This window comes from Streptomyces sp. H39-S7 (assembly GCF_027158205.1).
Lineage (GTDB): Bacteria > Actinomycetota > Actinomycetes > Streptomycetales > Streptomycetaceae > Actinacidiphila.
Window position 1 is genome coordinate 46,600 of sequence record NZ_JAPVLU010000027.1, and the last position, 18,630, is coordinate 65,229.

Genomic DNA, 18,630 nt, shown 5'->3' on the forward strand with positions numbered 1-18,630 from the left:
ACGAGCCGGCCGGGCGGTCGCGGCGGGATCCTTGAGATCCTTCCGAGGAACGTCCGGGCTCCACAGGGCAAGGTGGTGGGTAACGCCCACCCGGGGTGACCCGCGTGCCAGTGCCACAGAAAACAGACCGCCGGGAGCCGCAAGGCACCCGGTAAGGGTGAAACGGTGGTGTAAGAGACCACCAGCGTCCAGGGTGACCTGGACGGCTAGGTAAACCACACCTGGAGCAAGGTCAAGAATGGGCCGCCGCAAGGCGGCTCTGCGCGGATGACTGAGGGCTGCCCGCCCGAGTCCGCGGGTAGACCGCACGAGGCCGGCGGCAACGCCGGTCCCAGATGGATGGCCGCCTCCCCCTGGCCCGCAAGGACCAAGGGAGACAGAACCCGGCGTACAGGCCGACTCGTCCGCCCCTAGCTGGGGCTTTGCCCTCGGAAGGGCCTCCGACCTGCGTCGGAGGCCCTTTCTGATCTTTCGGGACCTTGCCACCTTAGGCAGCAAAAAGTCCCTCGAAAGTCCCTCGGACAGAGCTGAAAGTCCCTGAAAAGTCCCTCATAATGATCTTGGGTGACTGCCGCGTGAGCAGGTGTGGTGCGCCAGCAGATGGGCCGCCCGACGACCCCGTAGTCGGTGCCAAGAGCATCTTCCGCTTCCCAGGTTCTTCGAGCAGATCTGGAGTGTGGTGTTGCGGCCCATAGAGCCTCTTGGCGGCGATATGTGAGGCCAGTAAGTACCCGTTTCGGAGTGCTGCGCCCCTGGTATGCGGGGCGGGACGCAGCACTCCGGATTTGGTCAACGGTGGCGTTGACGAGTCTCCGAGACGGATGGTGGGGGTCAGGTCAGGAGGTTTGGTAGAGAGAGAGGACCTGTTCTGCGGTAAGGGCGGCGGGGGTGGTGCGGACGTCGCTGGTGGATCCGTGGGTGGGGTTGTAGAGGGCGGATCCGCTGGTGAGTTGGATAGCGCCGATGCTGAGGTGGCCGGGGGCGCGCCAGGGGGTGGTGTTGGTGGTGGCGCCGGCGTATTTGCCGTTGATGTAGAGGGTTTGGGTGTGACTGGTGGCGTCGTAGACGCCGGTGAGGTGGGTCCAGACACCCGTGGTGGCGGCGCCTGCTGGGGCGTTGGCAGCGGGTGCGGTGTTGGTCATGGTGTCGCCGGTGGTGGTTGTGAAGGTCCAGGTCTTGGTGTCGGGGCGGTATCCGAGGTCGAAGGCCTGGCGGGTGGTGCCGCCTTGGGAGACGAGGAATTGGTCGCCGGAGAGGGTGTCGATTTTGGCCCAGGTGGAGACGGTGTAGTTCTGAGTCGTGTCCAGGGCTGAGGAGCCGGTGACGAGCGCGGCGGTTCCGTCGAATGTGGCGGAGCCGGTTGTGGTGCCCTTGTGGTTGGCTGTCCAGGTGACGCCGCCGGTCGTCGCGGCGGCGTTGAGGCCGCTGGCGTCGGCGCCGGTGCCGGCCAGAGGCCACTGGTTGGCGGTGCCGCCGTTGGTGCCCACCACTATGCGGGCATGGAAGGCCATGACAGGGGTGGATGGTCCGCCTGCGGTGATGCCTGGTCGAGCGTCAATTTCCCCTGTGCTGGTGACGCTCCACAAGTCGGGGACACCGTCGCCGGTGAGATCGCCGTCGGAGCCGATGACGGGGTCTGTGCTGGCGGACAGGTTGCCGATCTTCGTGCCGGAGCTGATGGTCGTCAGGGTCGGTACAGGGTCGCCTGTGGGGAAGCCGAATGGGTCGAGGGGCTGGAAAAGTGCGGTTGTGAACGTGTATCCGTTGACGTCTCCGCTGCGGGTATTGCGAGCCCATACGCCGGGGTGCCCTTGGGCGCTCCAGTCGCCGGGCGAGATCAGCTCCCAGCCCTTCCACCCGGTGGCCGACAGACGCACCGGAGTGCCCAGGGTGACGTTCGAGACCGTGGGGTAGAACCACAGGGCTGCGTCACCCGCAGGATTGGTCTCTTCAGTCAGGAGGCCGGCGCGATTCAGGAAGTGCTTGCTCGGGTCGAGATTGCTTGTGGAGACGTCGCCGAGGGCTGCGATCTGCAAGGTGGTGGACCAGTCGGAGTTGTTGTAGCCCGTGCAGTAAGTACCGGAGCCGTCATCGACGCATTCGGGCTTCTTGAGGGTTTGGTGGAGATCGAGCCGGCCGTCGGCATTGGTGTTGCCCGGGTTGTAGTACAGATAAAGGTCGGGACTATTGCTTTTGTGAGCGATGAGGTCGTCCACGTTCATTCCACCGCGCAGACTGCCGCGATGGGTGAGCTGGTAATCCTTCCAAACGCCGTCCGGCGCTGAGTTCACCCACGGAATGTTGGCTGCCTTAGCGGCGAGGGTAGTGGCCGGACTGGTGGTTTGGGTGTTGCCTGGGACGGTGTGGTTGTAGAGGTTTCCGTCGGCGCCGACGGTGACGATGTCAGCAGAGCCGTCGCCGGTGGTGTCGCCGAAGACGGGGGCAGGGCCGTGCGGGTTCCATGGCACGTAGAAGGCGTAGGACGTGATCTGGGAGAAGTTGCCCGCGTTGTCCTCGGCCTGGAGGTAGTAGATGTTGGTGCCCCAGTGGGTGGGAAAAGCGCCCACCTGACCCGAGGGGAGGGCGGAGCCGCACTGCCAGGCGGCGTCAGAGAGGGTGGGGTCGAAGCTCCAGCGCATACACGCCAGCCCCGAAGCTGCCCCTTCGGTTGGAGTGTGGTCAGCGGCGGTGAAGGGGATCCAGCCGCCGTCTCCTGGGTGCAGTGTGGTGGTCTGGCCATTGCCGGAGGGGGGGAACGTGCTGCTGGGGTTGCCGACCTGATCGGCTGAGGTGGGTGTAGTGATGGTGGGCGGGGACAGGTCCACGCGGAAGCGGCAGGCCCCGACGGCCGCTGACGACAAGATGCCGTCGCTGTTGATGACGTTCCAGCCGTAGGCGTGTCCGTCGGTGAAGTCTGCGGTGGGCACGGTGTAGGTGACGGTGTTTCCGGTGGGGACGTAGCCGGTGTAGCCCTGGCCGTGGGGAGTGAGCTTGTCACCGGGGGCGGTGTCGTCCCACAAGCTGAAGTATCCGCGAACCGGTTGGTTGACCTCACTGGCGACGTTCGCCGACAGATGGATGCCGCCGGTGCCGGGGTTACCGACAAAGGCCTGGTTGGTCGGCTCGGCGACATCCACGCACGGCTGCGTGGTGCCGTTGGTCGCGTACCGCGGGATGGGGTCGGTCTTCAGACCGGTGGGCGGCAGGGGGTGCCGGTCGTACTGGATGGTCAGGACCGGGTTAGTGGTGAGGCGTTTGAAAGCGGTGGTGTTGCTTTCATTGCCGTGCAGACCGAAGGTGATGTGCTGCCAGCCGGTGTTGGCCGCCTGCTGCACGGTGGAGGTGACGTCGAAGGCGAACGGCACAGTGGCGGAACATCCGGAGTGTCCCGCGCCCCCTACCAGCCGGCTCTGCCCAAGCGAAGTGTCGTCCTGGTGATTGTTCCAGTTGGTGCCCTCGCTGATCTGCGTCGATAGGTACACGTACACCGGGTAGGTGGTGGTGCAGGAGAAGGAGGATGACTCGTATTCGGCGAGGTTCAACGAGGCTGCGTGGATCACATTGCCCAGCAGGGGGGCGGTGTTGTTGAACTGGTAGTAGGCCCGCTCAATCCCGGTTTTGGTCTGGTAGTCCTGCATGCCGACGCCGGGGTGCGTCTCACCGGTGCTCGAATTGCCTCGCCAGTTGTCCGCGGTCGGATAACCCTGCTGGATCCAGGTCCAGTCGAGGTTGGTGCGGTCGAAGGGCAACCAGGCAGGGTCGATGTAGACGGGGTAGTGGGTGGACGCACCCGTGAGAACGTCTTGGACCGGGGTGATGGTCACGCTGCCCGCGCCGGCAGTGGTGGGCATGACAGCGGTCTGCGCGCCGGGCCCGGGACCGGACGCACTGCTGGTGGAGGCAGGGTCTGGGGCGGCGGAGGTCTCCTGGGCGGTGGCCGTCTTGGCTGCCCGGCCCGCCAGCGGACTGGCGGCCGGGTTGGTGGCGGGGGTGGAGTCCCACATGGTGGGGGTGGGGGCGGTGAAGGCAATCTGACCGGTGCCGGTTTCGGTCGCCTGCAGGTTGCCTGCGGCATTGGCGGTGATGGTCAAGCCCGTACCGGAGGTGCCCAGCTTCAGGTTCTTGAGTGCTGGATTGGCTGCGGCTGCGGCGGATTTGACGACGAATACGTGACGCAGGCCGCCCTGTGCTGTGACGGTGACCTGCAGGTCTACGTCCGGCAGCACATCGGCATAGCTGGCGGTGTCTCCGGCGAGGATTGGGGCGGGCAGCGTAAACGGCACGCTCAACGACAGAGTTTTACCGGCCGCGTTGGTCAACGTTGCCAGAGGCCCGGTGCCGCCGTCAGACAGAACCACAGGGTGTATCGCGGCCTTCGGGGTGATGGTTCCGTCCGCGTTCGACCGCAAGCCCATGTCCACCGGTACCCACCCCCCGGCGACCTTCGCGCGGACCGGCTGCCCGCTCGTCGTGGTCGTGAACGTGCCATCCGGATTGACGACCGTCTGCTCGAACTCCGTGGTCATGCTGTCGACTATCACCGGCTGCCCGGTGGATGCGGCCTTCGTCCGGGCAGCGTCGGCAGCGGCCTCGTCCGGTGGCACAGTCGCGGCATGCTGCGCCTCGGCCGGGTCGGACGACCCATCAGCGTGCGCGGGCGTGGTCATGCTCAGCATGCTGGCGGCGAGGGTCAGAGCGAGCAGCCCGGCCGCCCTGCGGTGCGGCCCTGAACGGGCGTTCTTGGTGTGTGGACGTGTGGTGCTGCCCCTCATGGACGGGTCCCCTCCCGGCTCCGGAGTGCTCATGCACGTCCGTGAAAGGCGCACAGTAACCACACGTGCCGACAGCAGGGCAAGCACAATTGACCGAACTGAGGGGATCAACGATGACATGTCCGATGTCGTAGATGTGCCCGATGTTAAAGATGAGGAAAAGAGCGAGCCATGGAGGGATCAAGCGTTCGATATGAGAGCTACATTCCCCCTTCGGTGATCGCTTGTCTCGGACAGTGCGGCACTCGGGCGTGGGGGGAGTGCCGTCGTGGGGGCATGGGGCGATTTCTGGCGGGCCCGGTTGCGGTCTCGTCGAGCCTGGTTGGGCGCGGCGACGGTGCTGGCCACCACAGCCACGTTGCTCGGACCGGTTTCGAGTGAGTCGACAGCTTCGGGTCAGTCGCCGGACTGGAGCAAGATCTGGTCCCCGCCCAACACCGCCCTTCCCCGGACCCCCTCCGTCAAGGGAACTGCCGCCCCAGCTGCCTCAGCGGTCACGCCGCACTATGCGGTTCCGAAGACATGGGCCGGTCCGTCGGCGAGTCGGTCGCTGCATGGTGTGGCCACCGTCGCCCTTGGTGCGAATACCACATTTGCCACCTCCCAGATAGTCCAGGCGGGCCAACTCCCCGTTTGGCTAACCCCATTGACGCCGGCTGCGAAGAGAAACAACGCCGCTCTGGGTTCCGATCCCTTGTCGGCGCACGCTGATGTCAAGGTTGCGGTTGCGGCACCCGCCACGGCACGTGCCGCCGGACTCAGCGGACCCGTCGTCACGCTGCAAACGGCCAATGTCGGCGCGGCGGCCGGCCAGCTTCGGGTTGCCATCGGGTCCGACCAACTCGACGCTTCCTACGGGGCAGATGCCGCCTCGCGCTCCCGGCTGGTAGCACTGCCGGCCTGCGCCCTGACCACGCCCAAGGTCGCGGGCTGCCTCACGGCGACGCCCCTCCCCTCCCATTTCGATGCCGCAACCAAGCGCCTGGTCGCCGACGTCACGCTGCCCGCGGCCAAGCAGCCGGCGATCGAGGGCCGCAGCAGCAGCCCGACCACCTCGGCGGCGGGTGCCATGACAATCGCCGCGGTTCCGACCGCCTCCGGCGGAGGCGGCACCTACACGGCGACGAGTCTCACCCCGAGCGCCGCTTGGTCGGCCGGATCCAGCGGCGGCGGCTTCAACTACAGCTATCCCATCCAGGTGCCGCCAGCCCTGGGCGGCGACGCCCCGAACGTCGCACTGTCCTACAACTCCTCGTCGGTGGACGGCCGAACGTCCTCCACCAATGCGCAGGCATCCTGGATCGGGGACGGCTGGGACTACACTCCCGGTTTCGTCGAGCGGTCCTACAAGTCGTGTGACAAGGGCGGGCTACCGCACTCTGGTGATGCCTGTTGGGGCGGCTACAACGCCGTCCTGTCCCTGGGCGGACACTCCAGCGAACTCGTCAAAGACGACCAGAGCGGCACCTGGCGCCTGAAAAACGATGACGGATCCAAGGTCGAGTTCAGGACCGGTGCCACGAACGGAACTTCCAACGGCGAGTATGTCCGGGTCAGCACGAGCTCGGGTTCGGTGTACTACTTCGGTCTCAACCACCTTCCCAGCGCCGATCCGGCGAACCCGGCCAACGGCGGCAAGACCGATCCCGCCACCGGGTCCGCCTGGAGCGAACCGGTCTACTCGCCCAAGAGCGGGGACCCGTGCTACGACGCTGCCAAGGGCAGCGCTTCATGGTGCCAAATGGCGTGGCGCCTCAACCTGGACTACGCCGTCGACCCCCACGGCAACCTCACCACCTACACCTACACCCCCGAGCTCAACTACTACGCGCGCGGCGGCGGCCAGAACCCAGGCGCCGGTGTCCTGACCTCGTACACCCGCGGTGGTGCGCTCGCCTCGATCGCCTATGGTCAGCGCCTGACCGACCAGATCGCCGCCAAGGGCGCCAACAAGCCGGCCGCGAAAGTTGATTTCACTCCCGACCCGTTCGGCCGCTGCTCCACACTGGGCGGGTTCGTCTGCACCACGCTGACGAAGGACAATGCCGCCCACTGGCCGGACGTGCCCTACGACCAGAACTGCGCGAGCTCGGGCACCTGCACCAATTATGGGCCCAGCTTCTGGTCCAACATCAGCCTGGCCTCCATCAGCACCAGTGTCCTGTCCAATGGCGCCGCCAAGCCGGTTGACACCTACACACTCACCCACACTTACGAGGAACCAGCCGATGGCACCAAACCATCGCTGTGGCTGGCGAAGGTCCTGCGCACCGGCAAAAACGGCCCCACCGCGGTTCCACTGAAGCCGGTCTCCTTTGCTCCTGCGGAGATGCCCAACCGAGTTGATGGCACCGACCTGGTCCCGGCTCCCGGGATCTTCAACCGCCCTCGCATCAAGACTCTCACCACTGAGACTGGCGAGAACATCGTCGTCGACTACAACCTCCCCGACTGCTCCCGTGTCGCCCACACGATGCCAGCCTCGGCGGACACCGACACCAAGGCCTGCTACAACGTCAAATGGACGCCCCCCGGCTCGGCCTACGGCGCCGATCCCACCTCGGACTGGTTCAACCACTACACGGTCAATCAGGTCACCGAGAGCGACCCGGTCGCCCACTCCACCGCGAAGGTCACCAGCTATAAGTACGGACCGGCGGCCTGGCACTTCAACGAGAACGAACTGACCGAGACCAAGTCCCGCACTTGGGACGAGTTCCGAGGTTTCGCAACGGTTACTACCACCACCGGTACCGGTCAGGACGGCCCTGCATCGCAGGTAGTGACGAAGTATCTGCAGGGTATGGACGGGGATGCGACCGCCGTAGGTGGTAAGAAGTCGGTCACCGTTGACGACTCCCTGGGCGAGTCGGTCACCGACTCCGACTGGCTGTCCGGGCAGGTACTGGAAAGCGACACCTACAACCAGGCCGGCGGCACGGTCACCGCGTACTCCGTCACCCGCGCCACCGGCCCGTCCACCACCGCCACTCACGTGCGCGGAACGGGTCTTCTCGACCTGGTGGCCCGTTACGGCGCCACTACCACCGTGGCAACGTCCAAGGCGCGCAGGGCCGACGGCAGCTGGCGCACCTCGACCACGACCACACGCACGGATCCGGACTTCGCCAACCGCACCATCAGTGTCGACACGACGGCCGACGGACAGCCCGAGCAGTGCACACTCGCGTCCTACGCTGTCAGCAGCAACGCTCTCATCACGGGCCTAGTCGCCGGCTCCACGAAGCTGTCTGGCACCGGCGCCTGCGCCGTCACCGCCACGGCTACCAACACCATCTCTGCCACCCGCACCTTCTACGACATGCAGCCCTATCAGAAGGCCGGGGTCGAGGGTAACGCCACGTCCGCGCAAGTGCTGGATCACTACGACGGCTCCGGCAACGCCGTCTACATCACCACCGCGACCAGCACCTACGACGCGTACGGGCGCACTACGTCGATCACCGACCCCAACAGCACCGATGCCCAGCACCCCGGCGGCGCGACGACGAGCACCACCTACACGCCCGCGTATACCGGGGAGCTGCCCGCCACCGTCACCATCACCAGCCCAGCCCCCGGCAGCACCGTCCCATGGACCACCAAAACGTCCCTGGACATCGCTCGCGACCTGCCTTTGACCAGCACCGACGCCAACGGCAAGGTCACGGTCCAGTCCTATGACGCGCTCGGCCGCCTCACTGCCGTCTGGAAACCGGGCCGCACCACCGCCCAGAATGCCAACTTCAAGTACGCCTACGCGGTCAACGGAACCAGCGCACCCTCAACCGTGACCACCTCGGTGCTCAGTTACAACGACGCTCAATACAGCAGCTTCGTTCAGTTGTTCGACGGCTTCGGTCGCAGCAGACAGACTCAGACCACCCCAGGCATCTCCGCCTACACCGGGCGGGTGCTCAGCGACACGTTCTACGACTCCCAGGGCAGGACCATCGAGACCCGCTCCCCGTATTACGACGACACCGCAGTCCCCGGCGGCACCCTTTTCCAGACCCCTGAGAGCCAGGTGCCGGGTCAGAACAGCACCGTCTACGACGGACGGGGGCGCCCCACCGCGCAGGTGTTCTCCTCCTACGGAGTCGAGCAGTGGCGCACCACGACCGCCTATCCGGGCGTGGACGAGACCGATGTGACGCCGCCCACCGGTGGCACCGCCACCACCGCCATAACTGACGGTCTGGGCCGCACCAGCCAGCTGTGGCAGTACAAAACCCCTACCGCGACCGGGCACGCCGACGACGCCGAGATCACCACCTACACCTTCACCTCCGCCGGCCATCCGGCCGGCCGTACGGACACGACCGGCAAGAACACCTGGACGTACCAATACGACCTGCGCGGCCGCCAGATCAGCGCCACCGACCCCGACACCGGTAAATCCACCCGCGTCTACGACGCCGACGGACGCCTGGCAATGACCACGGACGCCCGCCAGAAGAGCCTCAGCTACACCTACGACCTGATCGGCCGCCAGACCGGCTCCTACAGCGGAAGCAGCACCATCCCGGCCAACCAGCTGACCGCCGCGACCTACGACAGCATCAGCGGAGCCAAGGGCCAACCCGTCAGCTCCACCCGCTACGTCGGCGGCGCGGGCGGCAGCGCCTACACCAGCCAAGTCACCGCCTACGACATCGGCTACCGGCCCACCTCCACCACCGTCACCATCCCGTCCGTAGAAAACGGGCTGGCCAACACCTACACGAGCCAGGCGTTGTACTACCCGATCTCCGGCAACATCCAGGCGTCCCGCGCCCCGGCGATGGGCGATGTGCCTGCCGAAACCCTCACGTACGGCTACGACGTGAATGGGCCGCTGCTCAGCTTCGGCTCCGCATCGACCACCTATGACCTGGCCACCAACTACGACGCCTTCGGTCAGGCGATGCGCACCACGGTCAACCCGTGGGGCACTCAGATCGTCGCCACGCAGAACCATGACCTGGCCACTGGCGCCCTGCTCACCTCCTGGATCGACAAGCAGACGGCGGCCAACGGCGCGACCCAGCAGAGCACCTACACGTACAACCCGGCCGGCCAAGTCACCGCCATCCAGAACATCCCGGACAACACTCCGGCCCAGACCGACCTGCAGTGCTTCACCTACGACAACCTGAACCGGCTGACCACCGCCTGGACCGACACCGGCGGTATCGTCACCAAGCCCCAGCCTTCCGTCTCGAACATCGGCGGCTGCAAGAACATCACCCCCACCAGCGGCACCACCGCAGGATCCACGACCGTCGGCGGGCCCGCCGCGTACTGGACGTCCTACGGTTACGACACCACCGGCAACCGCACCAGCCTCACACAGCACGACACCGCCGGGGACGCCGCGAAGGACATCACCACCACACAGGCGTTCGTCCCGACGGGACAGACCAATCAGCCCACCACCGCACCCGGAACCGGTGGCGGCACCGGCGGTCCGCACGCCCTGGCATCCACGACGAGCACCGGACCCAACAACCCCGGTCCCAGCGCCTACCAGTACGACGCCATCGGCGACACCACCTCCATCACCACCACAGCCGGCACCACCACCCTGGCCTGGGACGTTGAAGACAAGCTCACCTCCGTGAACAGCACCGGCACCAGCACCAGCTACCTCTACGACGCAAGCGGTAGCCAACTCATCCGCCGCAATCCGGGCAAGACCACCCTCAACCTCGGCGTCGACGAACTCACCCTCGACACCACCACTAACCAGCTCCACGATGTTCGTACTTATGCGCTGCCCAACGGCCTCACTGCCGTCATCCAGAGCACCGGCATCACCTGGCAGGTCGGTGACCCCCACGGCACTGCCGGACTAGCACTGGACTCCGCAACCCTCGCCGAGACCCGACGCCCCGTCGACCCGTTCGGCACTCCCCGCGGCACTCAGCCCACCAACTGGGCCGGCGACCACGGTTTCGTCGGTGGCACCCAAGACCCCGCCACAGGCCTCACCAACCTCGGCGCCCGCGAATACCAACCCACCACCGGACGCTTCCTCAACCCCGACCCACTCCTCGATAAAGCCACCCCTCAGCAGTGGAACGGCTACTCCTACAGCAACAACAACCCCGTCAACCTCTCCGACCCGACAGGTACGGACCCCGCCGGCACGCAGAACGGCTGTGGCTACGACCTCTCGCAGTGCAACCCGCAAGAATGCCAGGGTGTCAACGGGACCCCTTGCGGATCGGAAAAAACCACTTATGTGGGCGGAAAGCCCGGTGTGCCTGGATTGAAGGTCGGTACCTACAAGGACGGGCAGCCGACACTCGACAACATCCGGGTTCCCACCTACAAGGAACTTGACGCCCGCGGCTACACGCTCCATCAGGCCAGCTACGGCGAACTGATCGGACTGTGGATAAAGAGCCAATGCGGTTCGAGCCCTGTCACCTCGGATCAAAAGAACTTCTGCAACGACGCCAGCGACGCAGGACTTCTTGCAGACCACAACAACGTCACCGAGTGCGTATCGCACGGAAGGAATTGTGGAGCAGCAGCATTGGACCTCCTCACGGCTGCTCTCCTCGTGGCCAGCTTTCCCGCAGGGGCGGTAGCCGATGAAGGCGCACTCGTCGCACGAGAGGCGGCGGTAGCTGGCGAAGAAGGGGCAGTAGTGGGTGCCGCAGAATCAGATATCGCAAACATAGCCAGTGCTTGCGAGGGGGGGTGTATCAATGGGGGGCTTGGAAAGTTGGTTGATGTAGCCAAGCCGGACCCAGCTGCTGATGCACTGGCGGAACGACTCGGGGGGGTCTCGCGTGTAAGATTCAAGTACGATCCCGCCGGTAGGGAGTATGACGCGATTAGCGACCGATATGTTGCACAGTCGAAGCCTGCCGGATTTAGAATGGGAAGCGCGTTTCGAAACCAAGCCAAAGCAACTTTTGAAGCTGCAATAAAATCAGGCCGCACTCCATATTTCCATTTTGAAGGACCGCCCGAGCCGGGTGTCATTTCGAAGATCCAAGAATACGGGAACCGGTATGGCATCCAGGCCGTAATCGATACAAGTCCGCTGGGGTGATCAAATGTATGAATTCCATGGTTGGTTCGGGATTGCAGAATCTACGGAAGAGGCAGATGTAGGATCTCTAAGCGAAGGCCTGGAGGATCTCAAGGTCATGATTTCCGCCATCGCCTGGGCAACTGGGAAAGTTGAGCTCCACGTGTATAACGGGGAGAATTTCGTGATCGCTAACGGTGTGATGAATCGCCGAAGGGATGAAGAGGGAGAACTAAGTGCCCTGTTGAATCATCTGGCCAGTAGATTCCCCGGAGCGTGGGGTATTCTGTACGAGCGCTCAGATGACTTCGGCGGTCCTCCCGGGCCGGGTGCCTTTCGCGTACGTACCATGGCCAGGGGTGTAATCAACAATCGGCTCGATCCATTTCTATCTCCATGCCGTCCAATTATCGAGGATTGAGTCCGTACTGGAAGGCGTTCGCGGGCTGTGCGATGGCAGCATATTGATCAGAAACTGATGGGGTTCTCGTTTAGGACGTAGCGGACGTGCGGGCCGCCGAAGTAGCCATGCACAATGTGCGGCTGACGCTGGCGTCTGCGGGAGAAGCGGCGGGTCTCCGCAGCGAGTTCGGCTTGGTCCCGGGCCCGGTACGGCTTGGGCAGGCTGTGCTTGAGGTCGGCGTTGACCAGTTCGTCGGGGTTCAACTCGGCGAGTACGGGGGCAGGAAGTGCACCTCGGTGTCGTCGGGGTGGGCAGCGAGCCAGTTGCGGACCCTCCTGGAACGGTGGGCGGAGTGCCCGTCGACCACGAGATGGACCTAGTCCCTCGGACAGAGCTGAAAGTCCCTGAAATGTCCCTGGCGTAGGTCGTCCTCGGCACGTCTGAACTGGTGGTGTGTGACCGCACTGGTTGTGTTGGGCGATCTGGGATCAACGAAGCTGTCCCCCTTGGCCAAGGCTCACTTCTGACGAGAAGATCCAGTTCGTACTCCGAGGGGATCTTCGTCGTTGCGGTGTATGAGTGCGCGCCTCTACTCTCTTCGGTAACGCGTTGATGGAGACGAGTAGTCAGGGATCCCTCGAGTCGAGAGAGCTGCCGGTAGCTGAGAAGGCAGCCTCGCACCTTCGGCGAAGACCCTTCTGAGCGCGGGGAGAAAAGGCCCTCGGGCCCAATGCCCCGCCGGTTGGCCCCCGTCATCGGGCACGAATGAGGCCGCCGCCATCTGGTGGCGGCAAAGGCGCGGTGGCACCGCGAGTACCCTTCTCGCCCACGCTCCCAAGGGATCATGACGATGCCCCCGGAGGGCTGCGATGATCCACGCTACGAGCCGCGTACTGGTCGCCGACCTGGGGCAACATGTCGGTCAAACTGTTTCGGTCTCGGGCTGGGTGAACACACACCGCCTGCAACGCACGATGCAGTTCATCCTCGTCCGGGACCACACCGGCATCGCCCAGGTCACCCACAAGCGGGGCGGTGACGGCGACGCGATCGAAGCTGAGCTGGAGCACCTGACCACCGAGTCCGCTGTACGGATCACCGGCCGGGTGGTCCACAACCCGGTGGTGAAGCTCGGCGGCCTGGAGATCATTCCGGAGTCCGTCGAAGTTCTGAACCGAGCTGAGGCCCCGCTGCCGATCGACGAGCACACCGGCCTGGAGCAGCGTCTCGACTGGCGGTTCCTCGACGTACGCAGGCGGCCGACGGCTCGGCTCCTGTTCGCCGTGCAGACCACGCTGGATCAAGGGATGCGCGAGAACGCGTACGCCCAAGGCTGCAGCGAGATGCACACCCCGAAACTGATGGGCACCGCCTCGGAGTCCGGCGCTGAGGTCTTCAAGCTCGGCTACTTCGACCGCTCCGCCTACCTAGCGCAGTCACCTCAGTTCTTCAAGCAGATGGCGATCTCAGCCGTCGTCGACCGGGTCTTCGAGATCGGCCCGGTCTTCCGGGCGGAGCCGTCGTTCACGTCCCGGCACGCGACCGAGTTCACGGGGGTGGACGTCGAACTCGCATGGATCACGGACGTCGAGGACGTGATGGCGTTCGAGAAGCAGATGCTCACCCACGCCATCGGAAAGGCCGCCGAGGTCCACGGGGAGGCGATCCGGGAGACATACGGCGTCGAGGTCGTGGTGCCGGCTACGTCGTTCCCCCGGATCACCATGGCCGCGGCCCAGGAGATCCTGCGGGCGAAGGGCTGGGACCCGGAAGGCGTGAAGGAAGACCTTGACCCGGAGGGCGAGCGGGGCATCGCCGCACACCTGCGTGAACAGGTGGGGCACGACTTCGTGTTCATCACGCACTACCCGACGAGCATCCGGCCCTTCTACCACATGCGACCTGCTGACAAGCCGGACGTGACGCTGAGTTTCGACTTGCTCTGGAAGGGGCTGGAGATCACCACCGGGGCGCAGCGCGAGCACCGCTACGACGTGCGGCTCAAGCAGGCCGCGGAGAAGGGCATGGGCACGGAGCCGCTGCAGGACTATCTCAACGCGTTCCGGTTCGGATGCCCGCCACACGGCGGCCTGGGCATGGGGCTGGGACGGGTTCTGATGGTCATGATCGGCCTGGAATCGATCCGCGCGGCCACCTTCCTGTTCCGCGGACCGAACCGGCTCACCCCGTAGGGTGCTCAAGCGTGGCCCAGGTCAAACACGCTTGACCTGGGCCTGCCTTCCAACTGCTGCTTGGGTTTCAGATGACTTGGAAGGTGGGCTGGCCAGGGGAGCGCCCGTCGCCAGCGTGGTGGGCTGCTGGCACGTGTGAGTCGCAGTCGAATCGTCGTCGATTCCCGATGGAAGACCACGCGGGTAGCGGTTGGAGCCTCCGTCCTCTCCCGGCGGAGCTGTCATCTCGGTCGTGCGGGTTCGAGGAGGCGTACTGCTGCGATGAGGTCACGGAGATGTCGTGGTGAACTGGCGCCGGGGATAGGGGCGACATGATCGCCCTGGTCAAGCAGCCAGCTCAACATGTCCCCGGCTCGCCCGGCGCTGATGAGCGCACCGGCATTCAGCGGCCGGTAGGCGACGTAGGGGATGTCCTGCACGCGGCAGTAGTCCATGGCGGGGTCGTCGGGCTCGGCCTGGTTGCAGGCGTTCTGTACGGCCGCGACGTGGATCTCCGTGGAGGCGGATCGGATCTGCCCGACGCTGACTTTGGAGAGCCCGATGTGTCCAATCTTGCCTTCCACCTGGAGCTGACGCAGTTCCCCGACCTGGTCCTCTAGCGGAACGGCCGGATCGATTCGGTGGAGGTAGCAGAGGTCGAGGCGGGCGCTGGCCAGGCGGCGCAGACTGGCTTCGACTGCGGCCCGCAGGTACTCGGGCCTGCCTAAGGGCCTCCACAAGTCGGGGCCGGGTCGGACCATGCCGACTTTCGTAGCGATCAGTAGGCGGTCGGGGTAGGGGCGCAGAGCCCGGCAGATGAGTTCTTCGACGGTGTGGGGACCGTAGGCGTCGGCTGTGTCGAGGTGAGTGATGCCCTGGATGTGGACGGCCTCTCGCAAGACACGGATTGCCGTTGCGGGATCGCGCGGTGGACCCCAGGTACCGGGGCCGGTGAGGCGCATAGTGCCCAGGCCCAGGCGGGAGACGCGTTTCCCGGCGAGGGTGATGGGTCCGGCGGGTAGGCGCGGCGAGGTCACGCGGCGGCTGCCATGGCGCGGACGGCGTCCAAGACGGCCGTGCGGGCTTCGTCGCGGGAGGCGTCGGTGTTGGCGACCACCAGATGGTGAATGCCGGTCGAATCGAGCAGACGGTGCAGATGCCGGTCGACGCCAGCGCGGTAGTCCAGGTCACGGTCGCGGTGGTTGCCCAGCGGGACATCCGGGTCGAGGGCGGTGAGCAGGAGCAGGTTGTAGCCGACGGCGTGGGTGGCCGCCAGCGCCGTTAGACGCCGCTGGGTCGCCTCGTCGAAGGGTTGGTCGCGCTGGGCGAAGCCGGCCATCAGGTAGGCGAGGGGGTCGAAGGAGCTGCGGTCGAGGAGGATCACGTCGGCGGTGAGAGTAGCTTCGAGTTCTGCGCAGATGCCGGCGGAGATCAGCCACTCGGTGGTGGTGGCCGTCTGCTGTTGCATCTTGGGGAAGCCGAGCTCGGCCGCCCTCTTAGCGAGGCTGCCCGAGGTGCGGGCGGCGGTGTAGCCGAGGGCACGCACTTCCATTTCCAGGCGGCGGAGCAGGGTGGTTTTGCCGGTGGAGTGGGTGCCGCAGAGGGCGATGCGTATGGGTGTGGCTACCACAGTGTTTCCTCCTGGGGGGCGGGCCGATGACCCGGCATGATCGTGGGGACGGCGACGGCGGTCAGTTCGTCCCACGTCTCGTAGTGGGCGGCGAGGTCGAGCAGCAGCAGGCCGGTGACGTGCGCGTCGAATCCGGCGCGGTGCCGCTGTCCGGGGATTCCGGCCGCGGGCAGTTGGAGGTGCTGGATGAGGGCGTCGAGCCCGTGACCACCGGCGTCGGGGTAGGTGGCGCGGGCCAGGCGCAGGGTGTCGATGACGCCGGCTGGTTCCCAGCCCGGCAGGTGCCGGGCCAGGGCGTCGTATTCGACGGTGGCACTGTGGGCGACCAGCCAGGCGCCGTCCAGAGCGGCTCGGATCTCTTCGGAGACCTGGCCCCAGGTGGGGGCCGTGGCCAGCGACTCGTTGGTGATGCCGTGGATGCGGACGATGTGTGGGGGGATCGCGGCGGGCGGGCGGATCAGCCAATCGCGTTGCTGGTCGATGTGCAGGGTGCCGCCGGTGACGGGGAGGACGGCGACCTCCACCAGGTCCGGCGGCCGGGCACCGTTGCCCTCGACATCGACGACGGCCAGCGGGGGCCAGGCGGTGACGTTCACGCAGTGTCCTTCTGCGGCCAGCCGATGCCCGCTCGGCCGTGCCGTCGTGGGTGGTGGGGATGGCGCCGGTCGTGGACCTGGTAGCCGAAGCCGTGCTGGAGGAAGTAGCGCGGATGCTCGTCCAGGCCCTCGACCAGGATGGCCCGGTCGTTGATCTCAACGGGCCCGGTGGCGCCCAGGGCACGCGCCTGCCGGGTGATGACTTCGAGGTCCGGGGCCTGCCAGGCGTCCCTGCACAACTGGAGCTGGGCCAGTGGGCAGATGTCGCACAGTTCCCGGATGCCGAAGTGCCCGTTGTAGTCGGCCATTCCGTGCACGGAGGCGACGGCACAGGACGTCTTGCGGAACAGTTGGCCCCATGGAGCCGGCACGTTGGCCGGTTGGTGGAAGGCGGCCAGAATCCGCGCCTCGGACTCCTCAGGCATGATCTTGCGCCGGGCGGTGTCCGCATACGGTTCTGGCAGACCCTGTTCGCGGTAATACGCGGCCATCTCCTCGCGGAAGAACAAGCCGGTGTAGACGGTGGCGTGGGCGTGCTCGGCCAGATCGCGGGCGTAGGCGATGTCGGCGCCGGAGTCATTGAGGCCGGGCACGATCGGCCGCCAGTACAAGATCGTCCGGTAGGACTGCGCGTTGGTGTACAGGGTGCGCAGACTGTCGGCGGCGATCCGGGAATCGACCGGCTCGATACCCAGGTGCTGGATGTTGGAGTGGGTCACCAGCACGGTCAACTTGATGTTCCGGAACGTATTGAAGACCGCGCAGTCGCCTTCATCGACCCGCCAGCGGGTGATGACCAGGACGTGATTGGTCAGGCCGCGCTCGTCGAGTAGGCGCAGGGTGTTGAACGTGTGCTGCTTGACGACCGGCAGCATCGGGTCGGTGGCCTTGTTGAACAGTTGCAGGGGTGTGACGTGCGGCCGGAAGTACCGGTGCGTGAGTAGGGCGTTGACCGCGGCCTCGTCGCTCATCAGGGCGCGCGGCGCCTTCATGGCGAAGTTCTCGTACAGGTGGCGGACGCAGTACCCGCATTCCAGCGGGCATCCCACCACGTGGTTCAGCGACAGGCCGCTCTTGCGGTACTCGACGGGATCCGCGAGGTCTGGCTGGAGCTCGCTGATCTGGCCGGTGGTGAGACGCGGCAGGGGTCGCCGTTGCGGTAACGCGCGGGTACGGCTCATGTGTGGTCCTTCATCGGGATCTTGGAGAACGAATCGAGAAGACGGTGCCTGGACCGAGGGATGTTCGGACCTCGGTTGTGAGACGGCAGGGGACGTTCAGTAGGCGGCTATGCGATCGAGGTCAGACCGGCAGCCAGGGCCATCGGGCGAACACCCAAGTGGGCGGAAGCACGAGCGAGAGCCAGATGATCACGACCGCTGCTCGGTGCCGTCGGATCTCGCCGAGGCGGCGTCGGACGGTTCGGGATAAGAGGCCACGGATGCGCTTCACTGTGGGCGGGCGGTCGTCAGCGGGTGGGCGGACCGGATCCGTGCATCGGATTCGGCGAAGCACTCCAGGCCCACGTCGGCACGCCGGAGCCCCAGGTTTTCGGGGTCCTCCAGGTCGTAGAGCACCAGTTCGCCGTCCCGGACGATGTACTGCGTTCCGTAGATCTGTGGGACCTGGGCATTCAAGCGGCAGCGATCCGTCAGGTAGGCCAACTGCTGTCCGGTGGCCTCCCCGTCGCGTGCCGCTCGGCCCAGCAAGGCCAGGCACTCCCACTGGAAGCTGTGATCGTGGTCGGCGTGCTGTGCCAGCAGCCAGGCCGCATCGGCTGCCTCGGGTCCGACGAGGGAACGGCCGGGCCAGCCGTGCTCCGCGATGATCCGCCGCAGCGCTTCCGTGTTGGCCCGGTCGACCACCTCAGGCGACCGGGCGGTACGTGGCGGGGTAGCCCACTCATGGCGCAGCTCCTGGTCACGCTGCTTCCGCAGCAGGAGATCCCTGGCCAGATCGGGTCTGAGGGGGAGCGGGTTCACGTCGAGGCCTCGCCTTGTGAGAAGCAGCGGATCGGGGTGGCCGCGCCCG

The 18,630-nt window shown here is 65.8% G+C and carries 11 protein-coding genes and 1 other RNA gene; 4 read left to right on the top strand and 8 right to left on the bottom strand.

The genetic code is table 11. The annotated features are described in order from the left end of the window. The first annotated feature begins 1 nt into the window (after window position 1). An RNA gene (rnpB, locus tag O3X23_RS25165) (RNase P RNA component class A) lies at window positions 2-407 on the top strand. Window positions 408-836: 429 nt separating this feature from the next. Here rnpB and O3X23_RS25170 read toward each other — a convergent pair. After that, window positions 837-4,667, bottom strand: a complete 3,831-nt coding sequence (locus O3X23_RS25170; protein ID WP_269273815.1) for a LamG-like jellyroll fold domain-containing protein — start codon at window positions 4,665-4,667, stop codon at window positions 837-839. Between the two features lie 664 nt (window positions 4,668-5,331). On the opposite strand from O3X23_RS25170, the gene O3X23_RS25175 reads away from it, so the two are divergent. Further along, complete coding sequence (locus O3X23_RS25175; RefSeq protein WP_269273816.1) at window positions 5,332-11,820, top strand: restriction endonuclease fold toxin; 6,489 nt, start codon at window positions 5,332-5,334, stop codon at window positions 11,818-11,820. A 4-nt stretch (window positions 11,821-11,824) separates the two neighbouring features. Then, window positions 11,825-12,220 (top strand): Imm7 family immunity protein, encoded by a 396-nt coding sequence (locus O3X23_RS25180; protein ID WP_269273817.1) that lies wholly within the window; start codon window positions 11,825-11,827, stop codon window positions 12,218-12,220. Window positions 12,221-12,267: 47 nt separating this feature from the next. On the opposite strand, the gene O3X23_RS44265 is transcribed toward O3X23_RS25180, so the two are convergent. Then, complete coding sequence (locus O3X23_RS44265) at window positions 12,268-12,465, bottom strand: hypothetical protein (RefSeq protein ID WP_443047965.1); 198 nt, start codon at window positions 12,463-12,465, stop codon at window positions 12,268-12,270. Continuing rightward, entirely contained in the window at window positions 12,462-12,569 is a 108-nt protein-coding gene (locus O3X23_RS44270; RefSeq protein WP_443047966.1) for a transposase, read from the bottom strand. The genes O3X23_RS44265 and O3X23_RS44270 overlap by 4 nt, the downstream gene beginning before the upstream one ends. Window positions 12,570-13,071: 502 nt before the next feature. Here O3X23_RS44270 and aspS point away from each other — a divergent pair. Then, window positions 13,072-14,394, top strand: coding sequence for an aspartate--tRNA(Asn) ligase (gene aspS, locus O3X23_RS25190; RefSeq protein ID WP_269273818.1), 1,323 nt, complete (start codon window positions 13,072-13,074; stop codon window positions 14,392-14,394). Window positions 14,395-14,615: 221 nt separating this feature from the next. Here the strand turns inward: aspS and O3X23_RS25195 are convergent, their stop codons facing one another. From O3X23_RS25195 to O3X23_RS25215, 5 genes are all read right to left on the bottom strand, one after another. Further along, window positions 14,616-15,410, bottom strand: coding sequence for an aldo/keto reductase (locus O3X23_RS25195; protein ID WP_269273819.1), 795 nt, complete (start codon window positions 15,408-15,410; stop codon window positions 14,616-14,618). Next, a complete protein-coding gene (locus tag O3X23_RS25200; RefSeq protein ID WP_269273820.1) occupies window positions 15,407-16,003 on the bottom strand; it encodes an AAA family ATPase in 597 nt (198 codons plus the stop codon). The genes O3X23_RS25195 and O3X23_RS25200 overlap by 4 nt, the downstream gene beginning before the upstream one ends. Beyond that, window positions 15,997-16,599: a 3'-5' exonuclease gene (locus O3X23_RS25205; protein WP_269273821.1), complete on the bottom strand. Its 603-nt coding sequence runs from the start codon at window positions 16,597-16,599 to the stop codon at window positions 15,997-15,999. The genes O3X23_RS25200 and O3X23_RS25205 overlap by 7 nt, the downstream gene beginning before the upstream one ends. Next, on the bottom strand, window positions 16,596-17,780 hold the full coding sequence (locus O3X23_RS25210; RefSeq protein WP_269273822.1) for a radical SAM protein: 1,185 nt from the start codon (window positions 17,778-17,780) through the stop codon (window positions 16,596-16,598). The genes O3X23_RS25205 and O3X23_RS25210 overlap by 4 nt, the downstream gene beginning before the upstream one ends. Window positions 17,781-18,047: 267 nt before the next feature. Beyond that, window positions 18,048-18,581 carry a DUF6624 domain-containing protein gene (locus O3X23_RS25215; protein WP_269273823.1) on the bottom strand — a complete coding sequence of 178 codons (534 nt, stop codon included), beginning with the start codon at window positions 18,579-18,581 and terminating at the stop codon, window positions 18,048-18,050. Window positions 18,582-18,630 lie beyond the last annotated feature (49 nt).

Bases quoted from the DNA above. Each gene is read 5' to 3' on its own strand.
- O3X23_RS25170 (WP_269273815.1), bottom strand. From the start codon at position 4,667: ATGACCACGCCCGCGCACGCTGATGGGTCGTCCGACCCGGCCGAGGCG.
- O3X23_RS25180 (WP_269273817.1), top strand. From the start codon at position 11,825: ATGTATGAATTCCATGGTTGGTTCGGGATTGCAGAATCTACGGAAGAG.
- aspS (WP_269273818.1), top strand. From the start codon at position 13,072: ATGATCCACGCTACGAGCCGCGTACTGGTCGCCGACCTGGGGCAACAT.
- O3X23_RS25210 (WP_269273822.1), bottom strand. From the start codon at position 17,780: ATGAGCCGTACCCGCGCGTTACCGCAACGGCGACCCCTGCCGCGTCTC.